Annotated in this window: 16 protein-coding genes; 3 read left to right on the top strand and 13 right to left on the bottom strand. The window is 69.3% G+C overall.

From position 1 onward, the window contains the following. Positions 1–12: 12 nt before the first annotated feature. A complete protein-coding gene (locus ACZ4O3_RS34845) occupies positions 13–1,032 on the bottom strand; it encodes a LacI family DNA-binding transcriptional regulator (RefSeq protein ID WP_467726164.1) in 1,020 nt (339 codons plus the stop codon). Positions 1,033–1,452: 420 nt separating this feature from the next. Here ACZ4O3_RS34845 and ACZ4O3_RS34840 point away from each other — a divergent pair, with 420 nt between their 5' ends. Beyond that, positions 1,453–2,382: an RsbRD N-terminal domain-containing protein gene (locus tag ACZ4O3_RS34840; RefSeq protein ID WP_467726163.1), complete on the top strand. Its 930-nt coding sequence runs from the start codon at positions 1,453–1,455 to the stop codon at positions 2,380–2,382. A gap of 14 nt (positions 2,383–2,396) precedes the next feature. On the opposite strand, the gene ACZ4O3_RS34835 is transcribed toward ACZ4O3_RS34840, so the two are convergent. The 4 genes from ACZ4O3_RS34835 to ACZ4O3_RS34820 are packed head-to-tail and all read right to left on the bottom strand — an operon-like array spanning position 2,397 to position 7,854. Next, a complete protein-coding gene (locus ACZ4O3_RS34835) occupies positions 2,397–4,766 on the bottom strand; it encodes a beta-xylosidase/alpha-l-arabinosidase (RefSeq protein ID WP_467726162.1) in 2,370 nt (789 codons plus the stop codon). Between the two features lie 7 nt (positions 4,767–4,773). Then, positions 4,774–5,592, bottom strand: coding sequence for a carbohydrate ABC transporter permease (locus tag ACZ4O3_RS34830; RefSeq protein ID WP_467726161.1), 819 nt, complete (start codon positions 5,590–5,592; stop codon positions 4,774–4,776). Next, entirely contained in the window at positions 5,589–6,545 is a 957-nt protein-coding gene (locus tag ACZ4O3_RS34825; RefSeq protein WP_362718780.1) for a carbohydrate ABC transporter permease, read from the bottom strand. Before ACZ4O3_RS34825 ends, ACZ4O3_RS34830 begins: the two co-directional genes overlap by 4 nt. Before the next feature lie 7 nt (positions 6,546–6,552). Beyond that, positions 6,553–7,854, bottom strand: coding sequence for an ABC transporter substrate-binding protein (locus ACZ4O3_RS34820; RefSeq protein ID WP_467726159.1), 1,302 nt, complete (start codon positions 7,852–7,854; stop codon positions 6,553–6,555). Between the two features lie 143 nt (positions 7,855–7,997). Here ACZ4O3_RS34820 and ACZ4O3_RS34815 point away from each other — a divergent pair, with 143 nt between their 5' ends. Further along, positions 7,998–9,020: a LacI family DNA-binding transcriptional regulator gene (locus ACZ4O3_RS34815; protein WP_467726157.1), complete on the top strand. Its 1,023-nt coding sequence runs from the start codon at positions 7,998–8,000 to the stop codon at positions 9,018–9,020. Positions 9,021–9,225: 205 nt separating this feature from the next. Here ACZ4O3_RS34815 and melA read toward each other — a convergent pair whose 3' ends face one another. The 5 genes from melA to ACZ4O3_RS34790 all read right to left on the bottom strand — a co-directional run bounded on the left by melA (position 9,226) and on the right by ACZ4O3_RS34790 (position 15,223). Beyond that, positions 9,226–10,536, bottom strand: coding sequence for an alpha-glucosidase/alpha-galactosidase (melA, locus tag ACZ4O3_RS34810; protein ID WP_362718770.1), 1,311 nt, complete (start codon positions 10,534–10,536; stop codon positions 9,226–9,228). Positions 10,537–10,696: 160 nt separating this feature from the next. Beyond that, positions 10,697–11,587, bottom strand: a complete 891-nt coding sequence (locus ACZ4O3_RS34805; protein WP_362718767.1) for a carbohydrate ABC transporter permease — start codon at positions 11,585–11,587, stop codon at positions 10,697–10,699. Beyond that, on the bottom strand, positions 11,584–12,522 hold the full coding sequence (locus tag ACZ4O3_RS34800; protein WP_362718763.1) for a carbohydrate ABC transporter permease: 939 nt from the start codon (positions 12,520–12,522) through the stop codon (positions 11,584–11,586). Before ACZ4O3_RS34800 ends, ACZ4O3_RS34805 begins: the two co-directional genes overlap by 4 nt. Positions 12,523–12,533: 11 nt before the next feature. Beyond that, on the bottom strand, positions 12,534–13,862 hold the full coding sequence (locus ACZ4O3_RS34795; RefSeq protein WP_467726155.1) for an ABC transporter substrate-binding protein: 1,329 nt from the start codon (positions 13,860–13,862) through the stop codon (positions 12,534–12,536). Between the two features lie 545 nt (positions 13,863–14,407). Next, positions 14,408–15,223 (bottom strand): endo alpha-1,4 polygalactosaminidase, encoded by an 816-nt coding sequence (locus tag ACZ4O3_RS34790; protein ID WP_362716966.1) that lies wholly within the window; start codon positions 15,221–15,223, stop codon positions 14,408–14,410. Between the two features lie 481 nt (positions 15,224–15,704). Here ACZ4O3_RS34790 and ACZ4O3_RS34785 point away from each other — a divergent pair, with 481 nt between their 5' ends. After that, entirely contained in the window at positions 15,705–16,940 is a 1,236-nt protein-coding gene (locus tag ACZ4O3_RS34785) for a Gfo/Idh/MocA family protein (RefSeq protein WP_467726154.1), read from the top strand. A gap of 47 nt (positions 16,941–16,987) precedes the next feature. Here ACZ4O3_RS34785 and ACZ4O3_RS34780 read toward each other — a convergent pair whose 3' ends face one another. From ACZ4O3_RS34780 to ACZ4O3_RS34770, 3 genes are all read right to left on the bottom strand, one after another. Further along, the gene (locus ACZ4O3_RS34780) at positions 16,988–17,185 is read right to left on the bottom strand and encodes a hypothetical protein (RefSeq protein WP_467726153.1); all 198 of its coding nucleotides are present in this window, start codon (positions 17,183–17,185) and stop codon (positions 16,988–16,990) included. A 320-nt stretch (positions 17,186–17,505) separates the two neighbouring features. Next, a complete protein-coding gene (locus tag ACZ4O3_RS34775; RefSeq protein WP_362716959.1) occupies positions 17,506–19,014 on the bottom strand; it encodes a CoA-acylating methylmalonate-semialdehyde dehydrogenase in 1,509 nt (502 codons plus the stop codon). Between the two features lie 314 nt (positions 19,015–19,328). Continuing rightward, positions 19,329–20,177, bottom strand: a complete 849-nt coding sequence (locus ACZ4O3_RS34770; RefSeq protein ID WP_362716957.1) for a class II fructose-bisphosphate aldolase — start codon at positions 20,175–20,177, stop codon at positions 19,329–19,331. Positions 20,178–20,205: the final 28 nt, after the last annotated feature.

Genomic DNA, 20,205 nt, shown 5'->3' with positions numbered 1-20,205 from the left:
GGGTCATGTGTCTCAGCGCACCGGCGCGGGGCCGGTGGAGCCGCGCACCACGAGAGTGGCCGGCTCGAGTTCCTGGTCGCTGGTGCTGCCGGTCTCGATCAGCTCCACCAGGGCCTGGGCGGACGCCCTGCCCCAGGAGACCGGATTGGAGCGGCAGGTGGTCAGCGACGGGTTGGTGTACGACGCGAGGGGTACGTCGTCGAAGCCGACCACGGACAGGTCCTCGGGCAGTCGCAGTCCGGCATCCTGGGCGACCGCCATGCCGGCCGTGGCCGAGAGGTCGTTGCCGTAGACGATCGCTGTCGGCGGGCTCGGCTGCCGCAGCAGCCTGCGGGTGGCCACTGCTCCGCCCTCGGCCGTGAAGCCTCCCGGCAGTAACGTTCCCTTGGGCAGGCCCGCGTCGGCGAGGGCGTCGCGCCAGGCCTGGCTGCGGCGCCGGGCGTGGACGAACTCCTCGGGCCCGGCCACGTAGGCGATGTCGCGATGTCCCAGTTCGATGAGGTGGCGCACGGCCTCCCGCACGGCCGGACGGTCGTCCAGACCGACCGACGGCAGGCCGGTTCCGGAGTCCGGCGTCCCCACCGCGACGGCCGGCAGGCCGAGCTCGGCGACCAGCGCGGGACGGATGTCGTCGTGGCGCAGGTCGGTGAGGAACACACCGTCCACACGGCGGTCCGCGGCGAGTCTGCGGTAGGTGTCCACCTCGTCCTCGGGGCGGCTCATCTGCAGCATCAGTCCGTCACCGGTCTCCGAGATCACCGTCTCGATCCCCGCCATGAACGCGGGGAAGAACGGGTCGGTGCCGAGGAGCTCCGGCTCGCGCGCCAGCACCAGTCCGACGGCGCGGGCACGGCCCGTGGACAGCGCCCGGGCGCTGGAACTCGGCGTCCATCCGAGTTCCTCGGCCGCGGCACGTACCCGGCGCTGTGTGTCCGCCGCCACGCCAGGTCGGTTGTTGAGCACGAAGGAAACGGTCGCGCGGGAGACTCCGGCCAGGCTGGCCACGTCACCGATGGTGGGTCGACGGGACATACGCACCGCTTTCGTTCGACGGCAGGGCGTTCACGGCAGCTCGGGGCTGCCGTGTCGGCTCGGCGGCGCGGGGGCACCGCCTCGGCTTTTAAACCGGTTTGAATGACAGGTCCGTAGCCTCCGCGTAAAGAACGCGACAAGTCAAGGGGGGAAGAGAAAGTCGTACAATTTTTTACATATAAACCGTAATGTCCGAGGGGTGTGAAAGGTGAGGGTCGGCCCTGGTGGGGTTCGCCACACCCCGTACCGCGACGTCCGTGACGTTTGCTGGTGTGAAGAACTTTCTCCGGAAGGCGGCGAGGCGGGCGGATGTGGCAGGATCCTGCCTGTGAATGGGGTTCTCCCGCCTGACTCGGGTACGGCAGGCATCGGACTGCGGTCTGTCCTGGAGCGCTCGACGTCGGAGTCGTGGTACGTCGCATGGCCGCCGGGTTCGACCAGCTGACGGCCTATACGAGCTTCGAGTGGCCGGTGGACCGGACGGCCGTGGTGCGATGGAACGTCGAGTTGCTGTTGCGCTGGATGATCAACGGATCTCCGCCCGACGACTATTTCCGGGCCGAACTGCACGAGTTCCTTCGCGATCGCGCCATCGCCGGCCAACCGATCGAGGACAGCATCCTGGTCTACCACCGTGGTGTCCGGAAGTTCTGGGAGGCGCTGCTCGACTTGGCCGGCGACGAGGACCGTGCGGTGCTCCTCGCGGAGTGGGACACGGTCTGGAGTTGTCTGGAGGACTGCCTCGACCTGGTCGTGGACGTGTTCGCACAGGCCTACGCCGACCAGCAGGACGCGCCCTCGACGGCCGGCGAGCGGCGTGCCCGTGCCCTGTTCGACAGGCTGTGCGCGCGGCTTCCGGTCACGATCGAGGACCGGGAGCGGGCCGCTCGGCTCGGGTTCGACCTGATGGATCCGTACTGCCGGCCGTTCACCTCCCGGCTGTCCGGGGCTGCGGCCGGCAGCCACGCCGGCCTTGCCGCACGGCTGCGCGCGCAGGGGCACTTCGCCCTTCATGCCCAGAGGTACGTCAGCGAGGGACTGACGCCGATCGAGGACGGGGCGGTCGAGCGGAAGGAAGACGACTCGCCTTGGCACCACGTCGCCACCTTGACGATTCCCGCCCAGGACCTCTTCGACCAGAGGGGCCGGGCCACCCGCGACCGCGTCGACGCACTCGCGTTCGACCCCTGGCGCGCCCCCGCGGACTTGCCCGCTCGGCAACCTCAACCGCGCCCTCCGTACGGTCTACACGGCCAGCGCGAGAGAGTGGCACGCCCGGTAGCGCATACGGACCGGGGCACCGGAACGCTCGGCCGGGATTCTCCGGCCGAGCGTTCCGCAAGAGCATGACACTCAGTTCCGGCTCATTCGTCGTGAACGGGCTGCTGGACGAAGGTGGCGTGGAACCGGCGGGTTTCGTCCACGACACGGACGGGCCCGGTCAGGGTGACCGTCGCCGTCAGGTGAGCGGCCGTGCTCGACGACGCCAGGCGGAACTCCAGGTCGCCCGGTTCAACGATGCGGTGGCCGTCATGACCGGTGAAGGAAGCGACGTCGGCGGGGACGGTCAGGTGCAGACGACGGGCTTCGCCCGGCGTGAGGGACACCCTGCTGTAGCCGACGAGGCGCTGTACCGGCTGGACGACGGAGGCTGTCGGGTCGTGGAGATAGAGCTGCACGATTTCGGTGCCGGCCCGGTCGCCCGTGTTGCGGATGGTGAAGGCGATGGTGAACTCGTCCTCGGTCGAGGCCTGCCGGGACGCCACCGTGAGGTGGCTCCAGGCGAAGGTCGTATAGCTGAGTCCGTGGCCGAAGCCGAACGCCGGGGTCGGGTCGATGTTGGAGACATCGCTGGCCTGGGCCAGGCGGGCGCCGAGATATGTGGTCGGCTGGGCGCCGGGACTCCGGGGCACGCTGACGGGCAGGCGCCCGGAGGGATTGGTCCGGCCGCTGAGCACGCCGGCGATCGCCCGGGTGCCTTCGGCTCCGGGGAAGAAGGACTGGACGAGCGCCGCGGATTCGTCCGCCGCGCGACCGAGGGCATAGGGCCGGCCCGCGAGGAGGACGGTGACGACCGGACGCCCGGAGTCGAGCAGCGCGTCGAGGAGTTGCTGCTGGGCGCCGGGGAGAACGAGGGATTCGGTGTCGCAGCCTTCGCCACTGGTGCCACGCCCGAACAGGCCCGCGCGGTCGCCCAGGACAGCGATGACGAGGTCCGCGTCGCGGGCCGCGTCCACCGCCGCGTCGATCCCGGAGAGGTCGCCGTCGTCGATGCCCGTACCGTGGGCAAGGGTGATGTCCGCGTCGGGGAACTCGGCCGCAAGGGCGGCGTGGAAGGTGGGCAGGTCGATACCGATGGGAACGTCCGGGTGCTGGACGCCGACGTGCATGGGGAACGAATAGCAGCCCAGTACGGCGGTGGCTTCCGCCGCGTTGGGGCCGACCAGGGCGATGCGGCGCGGCGCCGCCAGGGGCAGCACACCGTCGTTGCTGAGGAGGACCACGGCCTTCTCGGCCATCTCCCGGGCCAGTTCGCGGTTCGAGGGAGGATCCAGGTCGACCTTGCCGCGCAGGGCGTCCGGGTCGTCGAGATCGGTGCCGCGCAATGCGGCCGGCACCGGATCCCAGTCGGGGTCCAACATGCCGAGCTGGGCCTTTTGGTGGAGAACTCGACTGAGGGCACCGTCGATGAGGGACTCCGGGATCCGGCCGTCCTTGACGGCCTGGACGAGTGGTTCACCGAAGGTCTTGACGCTGGGCAGTTCGACGTCGACGCCGGCCGTGAGGGCGGTGCTCGCGGCGCCGGCCCAGTCTGCCGCGACACCGTGGAGGGTCTTCAGGAAGGCGATGCCGAAGTAGTCGGCCACGACCGTTCCGTCGAATCCCCAGGTGTCACGGAGCAGGCCGGTCAGCAACTGCCTGTCAGCGGCGGCGGGTACACCGTCGTTGTCGTTGTAGGCGTGCATGACGGAGCGGGCGCCGCCCTCCCGTACGGCCATTTCGAAGGGAGGCAGCAGGACGTCGGCCCGCTCGCGTGGCCCGATCGCGGCGGGAGCGAGGTTGCGTCCCGCGCGGGACGCGGAGTAGCCCACGAAATGCTTGAGGGTGGCGATGATTCCCGCCGACTCCAGACCCTGTACGTACGCGGTGCCGATGGTGGCCACGAGGTAGGGGTCCTCGCCGATCGTCTCTTCCACACGACCCCAGCGAGCGTCGCGCACTACGTCGAGGACCGGCGCGAGTCCCTGGTGGATGCCGACGGAGCGCATGTCACGACCGATGGCCGCAGCCATGCGGCGCACGGTCTCGGGGTCGAACGTGGCGCCCCAGGAGAGCGGGACGGGGTAGGCGGTGGCCCCCCAGGCCGCGAAGCCGGCCAGGCACTCCTCGTGCGCGAGAGCGGGGATTCCGAAGCGGTTCGCCGCGACGATGCGACTCTGGGTGCGATGCAGGGAGAGCGCCCCGAGTGCGGGGTCGACGGGCGCGGTTCCGAAGGGCCGGGTCAGCTGCCCCAGCCCGGTGGGCATCAGCGCCGTGAGATCGACGGCTTCCTCCATGTCGTGCTGATGGGGAGCCACCTCGTCGCCCTGGGCGGAGGCGCCGACCCACACGCCGTACAGCTGGGCCGTCTTCTCCTCCAGGGTCATGGCCTCGATCAGGGACGCCACTCTGGTGGCGAGGGGTCGGGCCGGATCGTTCCATGGAGGGGTCGGGGGGGAGGTCTCTACAGCCACGTGGCGGTCACTTTCCTCCGACGCCCATCAGGCCCTGGACCAGGGCGCGACGGGCGAACAGGTAGATGAGCAGGACGGGCACCATGGACAGCATCACGGCGCCGAGAAGGCCGGGGATGTCGATGCCGTGTTCGGTCTGGAAGTTGTAAAGACCCAGCGTGATCACCTTGGTCGACTCGGACTGGGTCAGCACGAGCGGGAAGAGGAACCCGTTCCATGCCTGGAGCGCCGAGAACACGGTGATCGTGGACAGGCCTCCGCGCGAGAGGGGAACGACCAACTGGAAGAACATGCGCCGTGGAGTCGCTCCGTCCACCGCCATGGCTTCGAACAGTTCGGGAGAGATGTCCCGCATGGTGCCGCTGAGGATCAGAGCGGACATCGGCAGGCAGAAGGCCGCTGTCGGCAGGATGACGCCCAGCAGGTTGTCGTACAGCCCTGCTTTGCTGATGAGGTAGAACATCGGCACGATCACGGCCTGGGCCGGAATGGCAAGGCCCAGCAGGAACAGGCGGAAGACCAGTGAGGTCACCTTGCTGCGGCTGCGGACGATGGCGTACGCGAGCGGCGGCACGAGTACCAGTACCAGTCCGGCCACGGCCGCCGTGACGGCGATCGTGTTGAGGAAGTACCGGCCGAAGCCGGTGTCGAACGCGTTGAGGTAGTTGTCGAAGGTGAAGCTGTCGGGCACCGACACGGGGCCGTTCGCGGCGTAGTCGCCGCGGGTGCGCAGGGTTGCGGCGAGCATCACGTAGAGCGGCAGTCCGACCAGGACCAGCCAGACGGCGGATCCGACGCCGGCCACGTAGTTGGGGCGGCGCCTCATGACACTCCCTCCATGGTGCTGCGCATCTTGTCGTAGCCCGACACCCGCACGACGATGAGCGAGATGACGGTGGAGGCCACGACCAGGGTGAGGGCAATGGCGGCACCGGCGCCGAAATCGAACCCCTTGAAGGCCTTCTCGTACATGTAGTACGCGCTGATGGTGGTGTCGGTGCCGGGTCCGCCCTGCGTGAGGATGAGGACGGTCTCGAACGTCGTCAGACCTCCGACGGTCATCAGAATCACCGAGGTGATCATCGAGTTGCGCAGTTGCGGCAGCGTGATGTGGAAGAACTGCCGGTAGCGCCCCGCTCCGTCGATCTCCGCGGCCTGGTAGAGCACCTGCGGGACGGCTCGGGCGGCACCCTGATAGATCAGGGTGTGGAAGGGGGTGAACTGCCAGGTGCTCACGAACGCCAGTACCCCGATGGCCGTGACCTGCTTGCCGAACAGGTTCCCGTCACCGAACAGCCAGGTGGCGTCCGCGGGGATGCCGAAATTGGGGTCGAGCAGAGCTCGCCAGAGCACGGAGACCGCGGTGCCCGACAGCAGCAGCGGGACGAAGTAGATGACGGACAGCACGGCGCGATTGCGCTGGTAGCCGGCGGCCCAGACGCCCAGGACGATGCTGAGTGGTGTCTGTACGAGGATGCCGAGGGCGGTCAGGACCAGGGTCACCCAGATGCTCTTGAGCATCACGGGGTCGTCCAGGAGACGTGACCAGTTGTCCATGCCCACGAACTGGGGCGACCCGAGCCCGTTCCAGGTCATGAACGACAGCACCGCGACCATGATCAGCGGAACGATCGCGAAGACGGCGAAGAACAGGGCGGCGGGCAGAGCCCAGCCGAAGCCGGGTCTCGCCACGTTTGCTGTTGACGAGCCGGTCGCCCGCCGCCGGGTCTCCTTGTGGGACCCGACGGCGGGCTGGGTGCTCGTGATCTGTGTAGTCATGAGCCGTTCATTCGCTCGGAAGTGCCTGCATGGCCTTGATGAAGCCGTCCGCGTCGAGCTGGCCGTCGAAGAACTGCTGCACGGCCTGCTGGATCGGAGTCCCCGCGGCCGGCGGGTACGCCTGGTCCCAGGACAGCTGGAACGCGGGAGCTTTGGCGACCAGGTTGTACTGGAAGCGCGAGTAGTCGGGGTTGGCCGAGGAGGCCAGGAAGGACTCGGTGTTCGTGGTCGTCGGCAGGTTGCCGATGGCCAGCTGCGCCTTCACGAACTCGTCCGAGTACATCAGCTTCAGGAACTTGGCCGCGGCATCGGGGTACTTGGTCTTCCGCAGCACCGAGTAGAAGTTGTTGGTGTTTCCGACGACGTCGGCGGCGTCTCCCTTGCCGCCCGGAATGGTCGGGAACGCCGTGTAGCCGAGGTCCTTCTCCGCGAAGCTCTTGGCGTCCGTCTGCTGCTGGGCGTAGTACCACGAACCCATGAGTTCGAAGCCGGCCTTGCCAGAGGCGAGGAGGGCCGGCGAGGCGCCGTTGGTGTACTTCACCGAGTCGTAGTTCTTCCCGAAGGCGCCGGCGTCCACGAGGTCCCTGAGCATGCTCAGCGCCTTCTTGCTGTCGGCACTCTCCCATGCCGACTTGTCACCCTCGATGGCCTTCTGGAACAGGCCCGGTCCGGCGATGCGGTCGTAGAGGTACTCGAACCACATGAGGGTCGGCCACCTGTCGCCGCCGCCCAGCGCGATCGGGGTGACACCTTGGGCCTTGAGCTTCTTGACCGCGGTGAGCAGTTCGTCCCAGGTCTGGGGCGGCGTGATCCCCGCGTTCTCGAGGACCTTCTTGTTGTGGAACAGCAGGACGGGCTGGGTGCCGCGCATCGGGACGCCATACGGCTTGCCGTCGACCACCGCGCTGTTGAAGACCGCGGGCAGGAACTTCGACTTCAGGTCAGGGTTCTTCGCGATGAAACCGTCCAGCGGCAGCAGCAGATCGGCCTTGACGAACGGCTGGATGCTGCCGCCGCCCCAGTTGAAGAAGATGTCCGGGGCCTGCGGGGTGTTGATGATCGTCTGCAGCTTCTGCTGGTAGTCGGCCCCAGGGATGGTGTCGAGGACGGCCTTGACGTCAGACGTCTTGTTGAACGTGCTGACTATTTGCTTCTCGACCCTGTTGCTGGCGTCCCCGTAGACCAGAACGTGAATCTTGCCGTCGCTCGACGACTGGTCGTTGCCGTTGCCGCAGGCGGCCAGGGGGAGCGCCAGGGCGAGCGTCGCACCGCAGGCGACCAGTCTGGGCAAGCGCGCGCGTGTCTTCATCGTGTGGAGCCCTTCGAAAGTTTCGGCCTCATTACCGAAAGTCAATGCGCTGGGGACACTAGGACAGGCCTGAGGCTCGGTCAACAGTCATGCACGCACTGGCTCAAACCGTTACGGGCGTTGCGCGCCTATATCCTGCGGACATGGGCAAGGAAGGCAAGACCAGCAGTAGAGTGACCCTGGACGAGGTGGCGAGAGTTACCGGCGTCTCGTTGCCGACAGTTTCGAAGGTGATCAACGGTCGTTCGGACGTCTCCCCGGTGACTCGGGCCAAGGTCGAGAGAGCTCTGGAGACCCACGGCTACCGTCGGCGGCCTCGGACGCCGTCCCGGCCCGCCCTTGTTGAACTGGTGTTCCACGAGCTGGAGAGCATCTGGGCGATGGAGCTGATCAAGGGGGTGGAGCAGGTCGCGCGGGACAACCACGCCACCGTGGTCCTCACCGTGAGCGGCACGCGGCATGCGATCGGACCGGAGTGGCTCGAAGGGGTGCTGCGAAGAAGACCCGTGGGCGTCGTCCTGGTCTTCTCCACGCTTCCCCAGGACGTCAGACAGCGGCTCAGGTCGGCGGCCATTCCCTTCGTTGTCGTCGACCCCGCGGGCGACCCCGACCCCGACGTGCCTTCGGTGGGCTCGGCGAACTGGGCCGGCGGTCTCGCGGCCACCCGGCATCTCACGGCACAGAACCACCGGCGGGTCGCGATCGTCACCGGACCCGGGGACATGTTGTGCTCACGGGCCCGCCTCGACGGTTATCGCTCGGCCATGGCGATGGCGTCCCTGGAGGTGGACCCGCGGCTGGTGCGCTTCGGCGACTTCCATGTGCAGGGCGGCTTCGAGCACGCGATGAGCCTGCTGGACGGGCCGGACCGGCCGACGGCGATCTTCGCGGGGAGCGACCTTCAGGCGCTGGGCGTGCTGGAGGCGGCCCGGGTCAAAGGACTGCGCGTACCAGAGGACCTGTCGGTGGTCGGCTACGACGACGTGCCGCTCGCGCAGTGGTCGAGCCCGCCGCTCACCACGGTGCACCAGCCTCTTCGGCGCATGGCCGAGGAGGCGTCCCGCATGCTGTTCGGCCCTGATGAGGCCGGCAAGGCCGCCCAGCGTATCGAGCTGGCCACGCACTTGGTGGAGCGGCAGAGCACGGCCCCGCCCGTCGGGTCGTGAGGAACGCGCCCGGTCCCACGGCGCCGGTGGGGTGACGGCGGCGAACCTCCCGGAGTTCCGGCGCGGGAAGAACTCCCCGGTCGGCCACGACGGAGACCGGCCGTGCCGGACGAGGACACGGCCGCCGGCGCGGATTCTCCACGGGCCGTCGGCACCTGGCACGGGCGGTGGTCCGGCATGCCGGTGGCCCACCGCCCGCGGTCGCTCACGAACCCAGACGGGCGCGCAGTCCAGGCTGGAGGAACTCGCCGTGAGCGGTGACCATGTCGTCGCACAGGCGCCAGATGTCCTCGACCGGCAGGGTCGCGGCCGTGGCGGGGTCGGTCATCGCCGCGTGCCTGATGTGCCGCGGGTCGTCCTCGATCGCCGCCCGCACCACCAGGTCGTTCGCGCTCAGGTAGGTGCGGTTGAGTGCCGCGAGCTGGGGCGGGAGGGAGCCGATGCGGGTGGGCTGGACGCCCAGCGAGTCCACCAGGCACGGCACCTCGACGGTCCCGTGTGCGGGCAGATTGTCGATCAGCGCCCGGTTGGGGACGTTGCCGTAGACCGTGCGCGGGGTGCCGGTCACCATACTGTGGATGATCTGGGGCGCGTACTCCATCGTCCCCTCGACGGCGACCGGTGTCCCGGCGGCCAGCGCGTCGCGGGTCCTCTCGTACGTGGCGACGTTCTCGTCGACGATCTTGAGGTACTCGCCGATCGGCAGCCGCAGCCGTTCGACCTCGCTGTCGTGGTGCAGGTACCAGGGAACGTACTCGGAGGAGTGCTCGCTGGTCTCCGTGGGGTAGTAGCCGAGCCGGCGGTACATGTCGACCCGGACCCTGCGCAGCAACTGGTCGTCGGAGGCGATCAGTTCGTCCAGCCTCGGGTACAGGCTCCGGCCCTGGTGCTCGAACCGCAGCACCCATGCCTGGTGGTTGACGCCAGCGGCGTGGTAACTGATCTCCTCGTAGGGGACCTTGACCAGGTCGGCGAGATCGCGCAGCGTCCAGTACACCGAGTGGCACAGACCCACCACTCGGGTCAGGCCGGTGGCCTGGGTCAGGTACTGGACGTTCATGGCCATGGGATTGGTGTAGTTCAGCAGCCAGGCCTGCGGGCAGACCTCGGAGATGTCCCGCCCCAGATCCCTGAGGAACGGGAACGTCCGCAGGGCGCGGAAGATACCCCCGATGCCGAGCGTGTCGCCGATGGTCTGGCGCACGCCGTGGCGGGCCGGTACCTCGAAGTCGGTCCGGGTGGCCTCGACCATGCCGATCTGCACGATGTTGATGACGAAGTCGGCGTCGGCCAGGGCTCTGCGGCGGTCGGTGTCCGCGGTGACGTCCGGCGTGGCGCCGAGGGTGTCGGCGATGCGTACGGCAGCGGCGTGCGCGGTGGCCAGCCGCTCGGTGTCGATGTCGTGCAGCGCGATGCGCGCGGACTTCAGTTCGGGGAACGCGAGGAGGTCGGCGAGCAGTCCCTGGGTGAAGACGACGCTGCCTGCGCCGATGAAGGCGATCTTGGGGATGGTCATACCGGGGTTTCCTCGGTCTCGGAAGGGCGGGCGAGGACGTCGTCCCGCGGGGGCTGTGCGGTCGTACCGGCGTGGGCACGGGGGGATGGGGGTTCGCGGATGTCGGTGGCGAGCGGCACTGAGTTGTCCTGCCTGAGTGGTGGGTCGCAGACGAGCGGGATCAGCCCTTGAGACCGGTGGAGGTGATGGACTGGATGAACGCCTTCTGCGCGCCGAGGAAGGCGAGCAGGACCGGCAGCACGGTGATGACGTTCCCGGCCATCACGGCCGCCCACTGGGTGTGGTGCTGTCCCTGGAAGGTCGTGAGGCCGAGCTGGAGCGTGTACTGGGTGTCGTGGTTGACGGCGATCAGGGGCCAGGTCAGGTCGTTCCAGGTGCTGAGAAACGTCAGGACGGCGACCGTGCTGAGGGCGGGCCGGGACAGCGGAAGCACGATCCGCCACAGCACGTGCAGCCGTGAGCAGCCGTCGATCCAGGCGGCTTCCTCCAGCTCGCGAGGCAGCGAGAGGAAGAACTGGCGCAGCAGGAACACCGAGAAGGGCGTGACGAGGGACGGTACGATCAGCGCGCCGAGGGTGTCGATGAGGCCGAGCTGCTTCATCACCAGGAAGGTGGGAATCATCGTCAGCTGGAACGGGATCGCCATCGTGGCCAGCATCAGACCCAGCAGCAGCCGGGAGCCGGCGAACCGCATCCGGGCGAACGCGTAGCCGCCCAGGGTGCCGAGCACGAGGTTCGCGGTGACCGTGACGAGGCTGACGACGAACGAGTTGGCGAACCAGTGGGGGAACATCGCGTTGCCGAGCACATAGCGGTAGCCGCCCAGGTCCAGATGGGAGGGCCACAGCGCCGGCGGGAAGCGGTTGATCTCCGCGTTGCTCATCACCGAACTGAGCGCCAGCCAGATCAGTGGCACCGCGAACAGCAGGGCCAGCGGCGCGAGCAGCAGGTGCCAGGGGCTGAAAGGCAGTCGTCGGCGCCGCCGGCCAACTGCGGACCGGGCGGCCAGTGCGGCCTGCGCGGCCTCGGGCGGGGCGGAGACGGCGGTCATGCGGTGGCTCCCCGGACTCGGCGGCGGGCGATCTGGAGGATCAGGCCGATCAGGCCCAGGGCCGCGGCCAGTACGTAGGCCGAGGCGGCGCCGTACCCTGCGGTGGCGTTCTTGAAGGCCTGCTCCCAGATGAAGTAGACGATCACGGTGGTGGATCCGAGGGGTCCGCCCTTGGTGGTGACGTACACGAGGTCGAACGTCTGCAGGGCCTCGATGGTCTGCCACAGCAGCAGGAACACCGTGACGGGCCTGAGCGTGGGCAGCATGACGTGCCGCAGGATCCGGAAGCGGCCGGCCCCGTCCAGCCGGGCCGCCTCGATCAGCGATGCCGGTACGTCCTGCAGCGCCGCGAGGTAGATGACCATGCAAAAGCCGGTGCCGCTCCACAGACTGATCGCGACCAGCACGGGCAGCGCCTGGGACGGGTCGTTGAGGAAACCCTGCGGCGGGATGCCGAGGTAGTGCAGTACCGCGTTGGCCGCGCCGAACTGCGCGTCCAGGATGAACGAGAACAGCACGCCCTGCGCAGCGGAGGAGATCACGAACGGGACGAAGAACAGGGTGCGGTAGAGCCCGACGAAGCGGATGCGCCGGTTCAGGGCGAGGGCGAGCAGCAGCCCCACCACCATGCTCGCCGGCACGTACAGCGCGGTGTAGAGCAGGGTGTTGCGTACCGCCTGGCTGAAGTGGGGGTCCTGGGCGAGGGCGCGGTAGTTGTCCAGGCCCACCCAGCGGCTCGGTGTGACGAGGTCGTCCGCCTGGAAGGACAGCAGCAGCGACCAGATGATGGGCACCACGCTGAGACCAAGGATGATCAGGACCGCGGGTGACACGAACGTCCAGGCCATCGCGGACTCGGCGGCCCGTCTGCGGCGCAGGGCGAGCCGGTTGTCCGGGGGCCGGGCCAGGGTGATCGGGGTGGGCACTCGGGACACGGCGGATCTCCTCAGCGGGGTATGAGCAGTGCGGCGTTGGCGTCGGCGGCGCAGGAGCGCAAGGCCTGGGCGGGACTGCTCCGGCCCAGCAGCACGGCGACGACGGCCTGCCCGAGGGCCTGCGAGATCTGCGGGTAGGCGGCGTGCACGGGGCGTACCCGGGCCGAGTCCAGTGCCTTGGTGAACACGTCCAGGCCCTCGGTGTCGTTCTCCTGGTGCTGCCAGGCGGGCAGGTCGCGGGTGCGGCGGCTGAGCGGGAGGCTGCCCGCGTCGATGTCCCAGTGCACGTCCTGTGCGGGCTGCATCAGCCAGCTCACGAAGGTTTTGGCGGCCTTCGTGCGGGCCGCGCCGTTGTCGAACACCGTCCAGGTGTCGGGTCCGCTGATGGTCACCGGACGGCCGGAGAAGGTGGGCAGCGGGACGACGTGGTAGTCGATCTCCGCCTGCCGGATGTCGGGGAGCTGCCAGGGACCGGTGACGGCCATGCCCATCCGGTTCGACAGGAAGACCTGGTACATCTGCTCGCTGCCCGGCTTCGGGTCGACGTAGACGCTTTTGTCCCGGGCGAGGGCGGCCACCACCTCCAGGGCACGGGTCCCGGTGTCGCCGAACCCGATGTGCTTGCCGTCGTCGGCGACGACGTCCCCGCCGAGGTCCCAGATCAGGGGCCACATGCGCCAGACGGTGTCCTCGTCGCCGACGCCGGGCCAGCCGGTGCCGAAGCGGCCGCGGTCGCTGTCGGTCAGCGCCTTGGCGGTGGCGACGAAGTCGTCCCAGCGCCAGCCCGGTTCGGGCAGCGGCAGGCCGGCCTGCCGGAAGAGCCTCCGGTTGCAGACCACCGCGAGCGAGTCCAGCAGCGCGGGCGCGGCGCGTACCTGGCCGTTGACGGTCACGGCCTGGCGGGCCGGCGCCCAGTAGTTCGTCCAGGGCGTGCCGGCATGACCGACCATGTCCGTGAGGTCGGCGACCTGAGGGCTGTGGGCGACACTCGCCAGGTCGGAGCCGAAGACGTAGGCGATGTCCGGGTAGGAGCCGGCGGCGAGGGCGGCCGTCACCTTCTGGAGCATCGCGTCGGCGAGCACTCCGCCGCCCAGCTCCACCCGGATACGGGGATGGCTCCGCATGAACGAGGCCACCAGGGATTCCAGGGCCTTCTTGCCGGTGTCGGTCTGCCCGTGCCACATCTCGATCGTCACGGTGCCGTCGGCACTCACGCCGTCGTCGCTGCCCACCGCGCAGCCGGAGGCCGACAGGCCCGCGGCCGCGGTGGTGGCCAGAGCTGCGCCGGCGCGCAGCACGTCACGGCGCGGCGGCTGTGCGCTGCGGGTGACCGCGTACATGGGTACCTCCCGTGTGGACCTGTGGGACACGCGCCGTGCGTGAGGGATGCGTCCGGTACCGGGCGGCCGGAACGCCGTGGGGCGGTGCTCAGCGTCGGGCGCGGAGCGAGAGGGACGGTCGGCGCACCGTTGACGCGCTGTGTGACCGGGTGGGGTGGCCCGCGACGGAACTGCGGATACGTATCATGTCCAAGCCCCAGAACATGGTGGGTACGTCCCCGCCTCGGACACCGACATGGTCCAGGTCCTGGCGACTCAGTCCGGACTCCTGGCGCGTGGTCAGCTACCGGCTGGGCGTACCTCTGCCGCCGAGTGCTGTGACTGCGGCGTTGGCCAGGAGTTAAACGATGGTGACGGGTAGCTGTCAAGAGGCAAGCGGTGATTGGATATGCGTGAAACACCGGTGAAACCTGCATGACTGAGCATCACGTCTGCATGAGCCGCCAGCCCCGCGAGCTGTCGTCCGGTGACGGCGGTACCCAGCCGTCACCGGACGACACGTGTTTGAGGATCCGTCCGGGGGTGTGATCAGCGCGGGATGCGCCTCAGCAGGTCTTGCGGACGTATCCGCTGCTGCCGGCCGGTGAGACGTCCACGTCGCGCTGGACGATGCTCAGCGTGCCGCCCCATCCCGTGCAGGCCTTCGTCCGGCCGGAGTTGGTGTACTCGATCACGATCACGTTGTTGCCGAAGGCGCTGGTGTAGTCGCCGCACTCGTCGTACTGGCCGCACTCCTCGGCCACGGCGAAGTCGAGGCCGTTGGCGGTGCGGTTGCCGGCCAGCTCGGGGGTGTTCTTCTGGGCGATGGCCAGTCCGTCCGCGTGGGCGCGGGCGGAGAGCAGCTTGATGAACGCCTGAGCGTTGTTCGCCGTCAGGCGGTTTCCGGAGCGGGTGTAGCTGTCGTAGTTGTCGGGCTCGACGGCCTGGAAGCCCTTGTCCCGGCAGCCGTCGATCTGGGACCCGATCTGGGCGGCGATCCGCTGGCGCTTGGCGTCCGTGCCGACGTCGAGGAGTGCCTCGCCCCAGTCCTTGTCGTAGACGACCTTGCCCGCGGAGTCGCGCAGCAGCAGGTCCGACGCCCACTCGCCCTCGGCACCCGGCTGCGCCTGGAAGGCGTTCACGTAGCAGATGTTGTACAGGCCGCCGGCCGGGGACGCGGTGTGGTCACGGGTGACGACCTTGACGCCGGAGGGGGGCGTGTAGGCGCCACCGATCTGGTAGTCGAAGCCCGCGTGCGTGGGCGGCGGGGACACGGTCGCCGCCTGCGTCGAGGGCGCCCCGACGAGCAGAGCGCCGGTCAGTGCGGCCGCGCCGATGACGGTGCCGGAGAGTTTGGCCGTGGTGGTGTTCAGGTGGCTCATGCGGTGAGCTCCAGGGGAAGCGGGCACGTCCCCGCCTCGGACGTGTGGGGTGTCCTGGCGACTTGGGCCGGGCTTGCGGCGCGGGGCCTGCATACCGGCTGGGCGTGCCTCTCGACGCGGAGCGTGGCTCCGGTGTAGTCCGGGAGTAAAGCGATCGCCTGTGACGATGTCAATGGGTTCCGAAGTCCCTTGTTTTCAGCACGAGTTGGATGGTCACGTCGGGCGGAGCGTGACAACCGGCGGCCGGGCACGGCGGAGAGCGGGCGGCGCGTCGACGACGCGTCCCAGTGGAGAAAGATGCTCGAAACTGCTTGATGTAAGCGTTGATTGAGCACCTTCGAGCATCTAAGGTCGTCGGTGTAACGGTCGACCGAGGGTGCGGTGTCCGCCCCGGCTGATTCGTGACGCGTTCGTACCGCGCACAGGCCCATGACGTCCAGGCGTCGGCCACGTCTCCCCGCTCGCGACGAAGGGATGCTCCATGACCAACCAGCCGGCCGCGCGGGAACTGCGCGTCGGTGTCGTCGGCACGGGCCAGCGAGCCGGGCTGGCCGTCCTGGCCCAGCGGCCCGGCTCGGCCCGCGTGGTCTCCTGCGCGGATCCGGCCGAACGCGGACGCACGGACGCACGGACGCTTTTCGGGGTCGACGCCCACGTCCACGAGCGCTACGAGGACATGCTCACGGACGACCTGGACGCCGTCTTCGTCCTCACCCCGGACGACCTCCACACCGCGCCGGCCCTGTACTTCCTCGAAGCGGGCGTCGCCGTGTTCGTCGAGAAGCCGCTGGCCGTCGACCTCGACGACTGCGACCGGGTCCTGGCCGCCGCGGCCCGCACCGGTACCCGGCTCTACGTCGGACACAACCTCCGTCATCTGCCGGTCCTGCGCACCATGCGCGAACTCGTCGACGAAGGGGCGATCGGAACCGTGCGGGCGGTGTGGTGCCGGCACTTCGTCGGCCACGGCGGCGACTACTACTTCAAGGACTGGCATGCCGAACGCGCCCGGACCACCGGCCTGTTGCTGCAGAAGGGCGCGCACGACCTGGATGCGATCCACTGGCTGGCGGGCGGCTACGCCCGTACGGTGACCGCGCTGGGCGACCTGTCCGTCTACGGAGCCGGCCCGCACCGCCGGACCCGGCCCCAGGGCTCGGAGCGGGTGCAGGACTGGTTCGACGAGGGCATCTGGCCGCCGTCAGCGCTCCGTGATCTCAACCCCGTCATCGACGTGGAGGACATCAGCATGGTGCTGGCCCGCCTCGACAACGGAGTGCTCACCAGCTACCAGCAATGCCACTTCACTCCCGACTACTGGCGCAACTACACCGTCATCGGCGACGAGGGCCGTATCGAGAACCTCGGGGACGGCGTCCAGGGCGATGCCCCGTTGATCAAGGTGTGGAACCGGCGCCGTTCCGGCTACCGGCCGGAGGCCGATCTGACCGTGCCCCCCACCGAGGCGGCCGGTGGCGCGCACGGAGGCGCGGACCAGGCCCTCGTCGACGAGTTCCTGCGTTTCGTCGCTGACGGCGGCGCGACCGAGACGTCGCCCGTCGCCGCCCGCGAGGCCGTCGCGACCGGCATCGCGGCCACCGCGTCCCTGCGTTCGGGTGGTACCCCGGTCGAGGTCCCCGCCCTCGCTCCGCACCTGGCCGACTACTTCGCACGCCACCAGCCCGGTTCCCGCGACCCGGTCTCCCGGACCACCTGAACCCTCCTGCGCGTGTGACATCCCGGACATGGTGCGGTGAAGGCGAGTCACTGAGACGGCCTCGACCGCCGGTCGGGGATGCTCTCGACGTGCACGTCGTAGCGGTCCTGTTCGGGGATCAGCGACGCGAACTCCGCCTCACCACGGCTGATGGCCGCCAACTGCTCGAAGCAGCCGAACCGTTCGATGCCGGGGCTGAGTACGACGACCATGTCGGCCACGGTGTCCTCGGCCGCGCCGAACACGTGGGGGAGGTGGGGGGCGGTATCACGACGAGACCGCCCTTCCCCACCGTGGTCAGCGTGTCGCCCAGGCGGAAGAGGACCGGCCCGTCGAGTACGTGGGAGAGCTTGTGGTGGTGCGGTGGTGCTCCGTCCGCGCCGGTCGCCGGTGTCAGCCGGCTGACGCTGACCGCGCCTCCGTCGGCGAGCAGTTCGAACCCGCCGTTCTTGAGCAGCGCCCCGGCCGTGTCGCCGCACCGCCGGGGCAGGGCTCGTGGAGTTCACGGTGGCTCCTTCGAACCGGAATCGGGGAGGGGCACGACAGGGCGTTCGTGTTCGGCGGGTCAGCGCGCGGCGGGAAAGCCCAGGTCCGGGCCGGCAGCGACTTCCGCGGGCTCGGGCCAGCGGCTCGTGATGACCTTGCCGCGGGTGTAGAAGTGCACCGCTTCGCTGCCGTACATGCGGTGGTCGCCGAAGGCCGAGTCCTTCCAGCCACCGAAGGAGTGGTAGCCCACCGGCACCGGCATCGGCACGTTCACGCCGACCATGCCGGTCTCGACCTCCAGCTGGAACCGTCGGGCGGCGCCTCCGTCCCGGGTGAAGACCGAGCTGGCGTTGCCGAACGGTGAGCCGTTGACGATGCGCATGGCCTCCTCGTAGGTCGCGGCGCGGACCACGCACAGCACGGGGCCGAAGATCTCGTTGCGGTAGGCGTCCGAGTCGGTGGCGACCCGGTCGAGCAGCGAGACGCCCATCCAGAACCCGTTCTCGAAGCCCTCGACGGTGAAGTCCCTTCCGTCGAGCACCACATCGGCTCCCTGCGCGGACGCGCTCGCGACGTAGTCCGCGACCTCGTCGCGGTGCGCCCTGGTGACCAGGGGACCCATCTCGGACGCCGGGTCATTGCCCGGGCCGATCGTGACCTTCCTGGCCCGGTCGGCGATCCGCGACACCAGTTCGTCGCCCGCCGACCCGACCGCGACCACCACGGAGACGGCCATGCAGCGCTGCCCCGCGGAGCCGTAGGCCGCGGTGACGGCCGCTTCCGCGGCGGCGTCGAGGTCGGCGTCGGGCAGTACCAGCATGTGGTTCTTGGCCCCGCCCAGCGCCTGAACCCGCTTGCCGGCCGCGGACGCCCTGGTGTAGACGTGACGGGCGACCGGCGTGGAACCCACGAACGACACTGCGGCCACGTCCGGGTGGTCGAGCAGCGCGTTCACGGCGGTCTCGTCGCCGTGCACGATGTTGAGCACGCCGTCGGGCAGACCGGCCTCGGCCGCGAGCTCGGCGAGCAGCATGGACGCGGACGGGGCCTTGCTGCTCGGCTTGTGGACGAACGTGTTCCCACAGGCGATCGCCATCGGGAACATCCACATGCTGATCATCGCGGGGAAGTTGAACGGAGAGACGCCGACGATCACCCCGAGCGGCTGGCGGATGGAGGCCACGTCGACACGGCTCGACGCCTCGGTCGACATGTCGCCCTTGAGTGCCGTGCCGAGTCCACAGGCCAGTTCGACGATCTCCAGCCCACGGGCCACCTCGCCCAGCGCGTCCGCGTGAACCTTGCCCTGCTCGGCGGTGATCAGCGCCGCGAGGTCGTCGCGGCGTGCGTGCAGCAACTCGCGGTAGCGGAAGAGGACGGCGGTCCGCTGAGCGAGCGAGGAGCGGCTCCAGGCCGTGTAGGCCTCCTTCGCCGCGGCGACCGCGGCGTCGACCTCGTCGGCACCGGCCAGCGCGACCTGGGCGGTCACCTCGCCGGTCGCGGGGTCGGTCACCGAGCCCCAGGTGCCGGAGACACGGGCGGCGGCGTCGAAGGGCCTGCCCCCGATCCAATGGGTGACGGTCTTCATCGGCGGAACTCCTCCAAGCTGACGGCGGCTGTTGGTGAGGCCCATGTGCTTCACCTCACGTGCCTCGGCCTCGGCCGGGCTGTCCGCGGTCCGGTCACGGACCCACTTCCCACGCCCGGCGGAGCGGGGCTGCTGACGTCGAAGCTACGTCGCGGACCGGCCAGATCCCGCGCTTCGGGGTCCCACGGCCCGAAGTGCCTGTGTCGGGTCCCGAACTGTCGTGGGGCAGGTCACTCGGAGGTCGTTCCAGGGGCGGCGGTGAAGGCCGCGGAGCGCCGGCACCGGCTCGGCGGACGGGACGGCGCCGGTGGCCGTCAGTGCGCCAGCATCGTGAGCGTGGTGTGTACCGTCGCCGCCACGGCGTCCCGGGCCGGACCCAGGTACTTGCGCGGGTCGGTCAGCGCCGGCATCGCGTCCAGCGTGTCACGCACGACCCGGGTCAGGGATATGTTGAGCGCCGTCCCTATGTTGATCTTCACGATGCCGGCGCGGACCGCGGAACGGAGTTCGCCGTCGGGAACCCCGGAGGAGCCGTGCAGCACCAGGGGGACCGGAACCGCTTCCCGGAGCCGTTCGATGAGCGCGTGATCCAGCGTCGCCGACCGCTCGGTCATGGCATGGCTGCTGCCCACCGCGACCGCCAGGGCGTCCACGCCCGTACGCGCCACGTACTCGGCGGCCTCCGCCGGGTCCGTGCGTACGCCGGCGGTGTGCGCGCTCGCGGGGGAGTCCGGCTTGCCGCCCACATATCCCAGTTCGGCTTCCAGCCAGAGTCCCGCGTCGTGAGCCCATCGTGCCGCCGAAGCGGTGGCGGAGACGTTCTCGTCGTAGGGCAGGGCCCCGGCGTCGAACATCACGGAGGAGAAACCGCAGTCGGCCGCCTGGTGCAACAGGTCCACGTCGGTCACGTGGTCGAGGTGCAGAGCGATCTCCACCGTGCTGGACCGGGCCATCGAGGCCGCCGCCAGGGCGAGCGGAGGGAGCTGGCCCCTGTGATACCGCACGGCGTTCTCGCTGATCTGCAGGATCACGGGCCGCTCCGCCGCCTCGGCGCCGGTGATGATTCCCTCGGCGTGCTCCAGGGTGATGACGTTGAAAGCGGTGACGCTACGGCGCTCGGTCGCGGCGTGTGCGACCAACTCGCCGGTGGGGGCCAAAGGCATGGGTGTGCTCCTCGCGCGGGGCTGTCTG

The sequence above is a fragment of the Streptomyces sp. NPDC026515 genome, from assembly GCF_055567595.1.
Note: the sequence above shows the minus strand (reverse complement) of the source record. Positions and strands in the feature narration are given on the sequence as shown.

Coding starts and splice junctions, on each gene's coding strand:
- ACZ4O3_RS34845 (WP_467726164.1), bottom strand. CDS start 1,032: ATGTCCCGTCGACCCACCATCGGTGACGTGGCCAGCCTGGCCGGAGTC.
- ACZ4O3_RS34840 (WP_467726163.1), top strand. CDS start 1,453: ATGGCCGCCGGGTTCGACCAGCTGACGGCCTATACGAGCTTCGAGTGG.
- ACZ4O3_RS34830 (WP_467726161.1), bottom strand. CDS start 5,592: ATGAGGCGCCGCCCCAACTACGTGGCCGGCGTCGGATCCGCCGTCTGG.
- ACZ4O3_RS34825 (WP_362718780.1), bottom strand. CDS start 6,545: ATGACTACACAGATCACGAGCACCCAGCCCGCCGTCGGGTCCCACAAG.
- ACZ4O3_RS34820 (WP_467726159.1), bottom strand. CDS start 7,854: ATGAAGACACGCGCGCGCTTGCCCAGACTGGTCGCCTGCGGTGCGACG.
- ACZ4O3_RS34815 (WP_467726157.1), top strand. CDS start 7,998: ATGGGCAAGGAAGGCAAGACCAGCAGTAGAGTGACCCTGGACGAGGTG.
- melA (WP_362718770.1), bottom strand. CDS start 10,536: ATGACCATCCCCAAGATCGCCTTCATCGGCGCAGGCAGCGTCGTCTTC.
- ACZ4O3_RS34805 (WP_362718767.1), bottom strand. CDS start 11,587: ATGACCGCCGTCTCCGCCCCGCCCGAGGCCGCGCAGGCCGCACTGGCC.
- ACZ4O3_RS34795 (WP_467726155.1), bottom strand. CDS start 13,862: ATGTACGCGGTCACCCGCAGCGCACAGCCGCCGCGCCGTGACGTGCTG.
- ACZ4O3_RS34790 (WP_362716966.1), bottom strand. CDS start 15,223: ATGAGCCACCTGAACACCACCACGGCCAAACTCTCCGGCACCGTCATC.
- ACZ4O3_RS34785 (WP_467726154.1), top strand. CDS start 15,705: ATGACCAACCAGCCGGCCGCGCGGGAACTGCGCGTCGGTGTCGTCGGC.
- ACZ4O3_RS34775 (WP_362716959.1), bottom strand. CDS start 19,014: ATGAAGACCGTCACCCATTGGATCGGGGGCAGGCCCTTCGACGCCGCC.
- ACZ4O3_RS34770 (WP_362716957.1), bottom strand. CDS start 20,177: ATGCCTTTGGCCCCCACCGGCGAGTTGGTCGCACACGCCGCGACCGAG.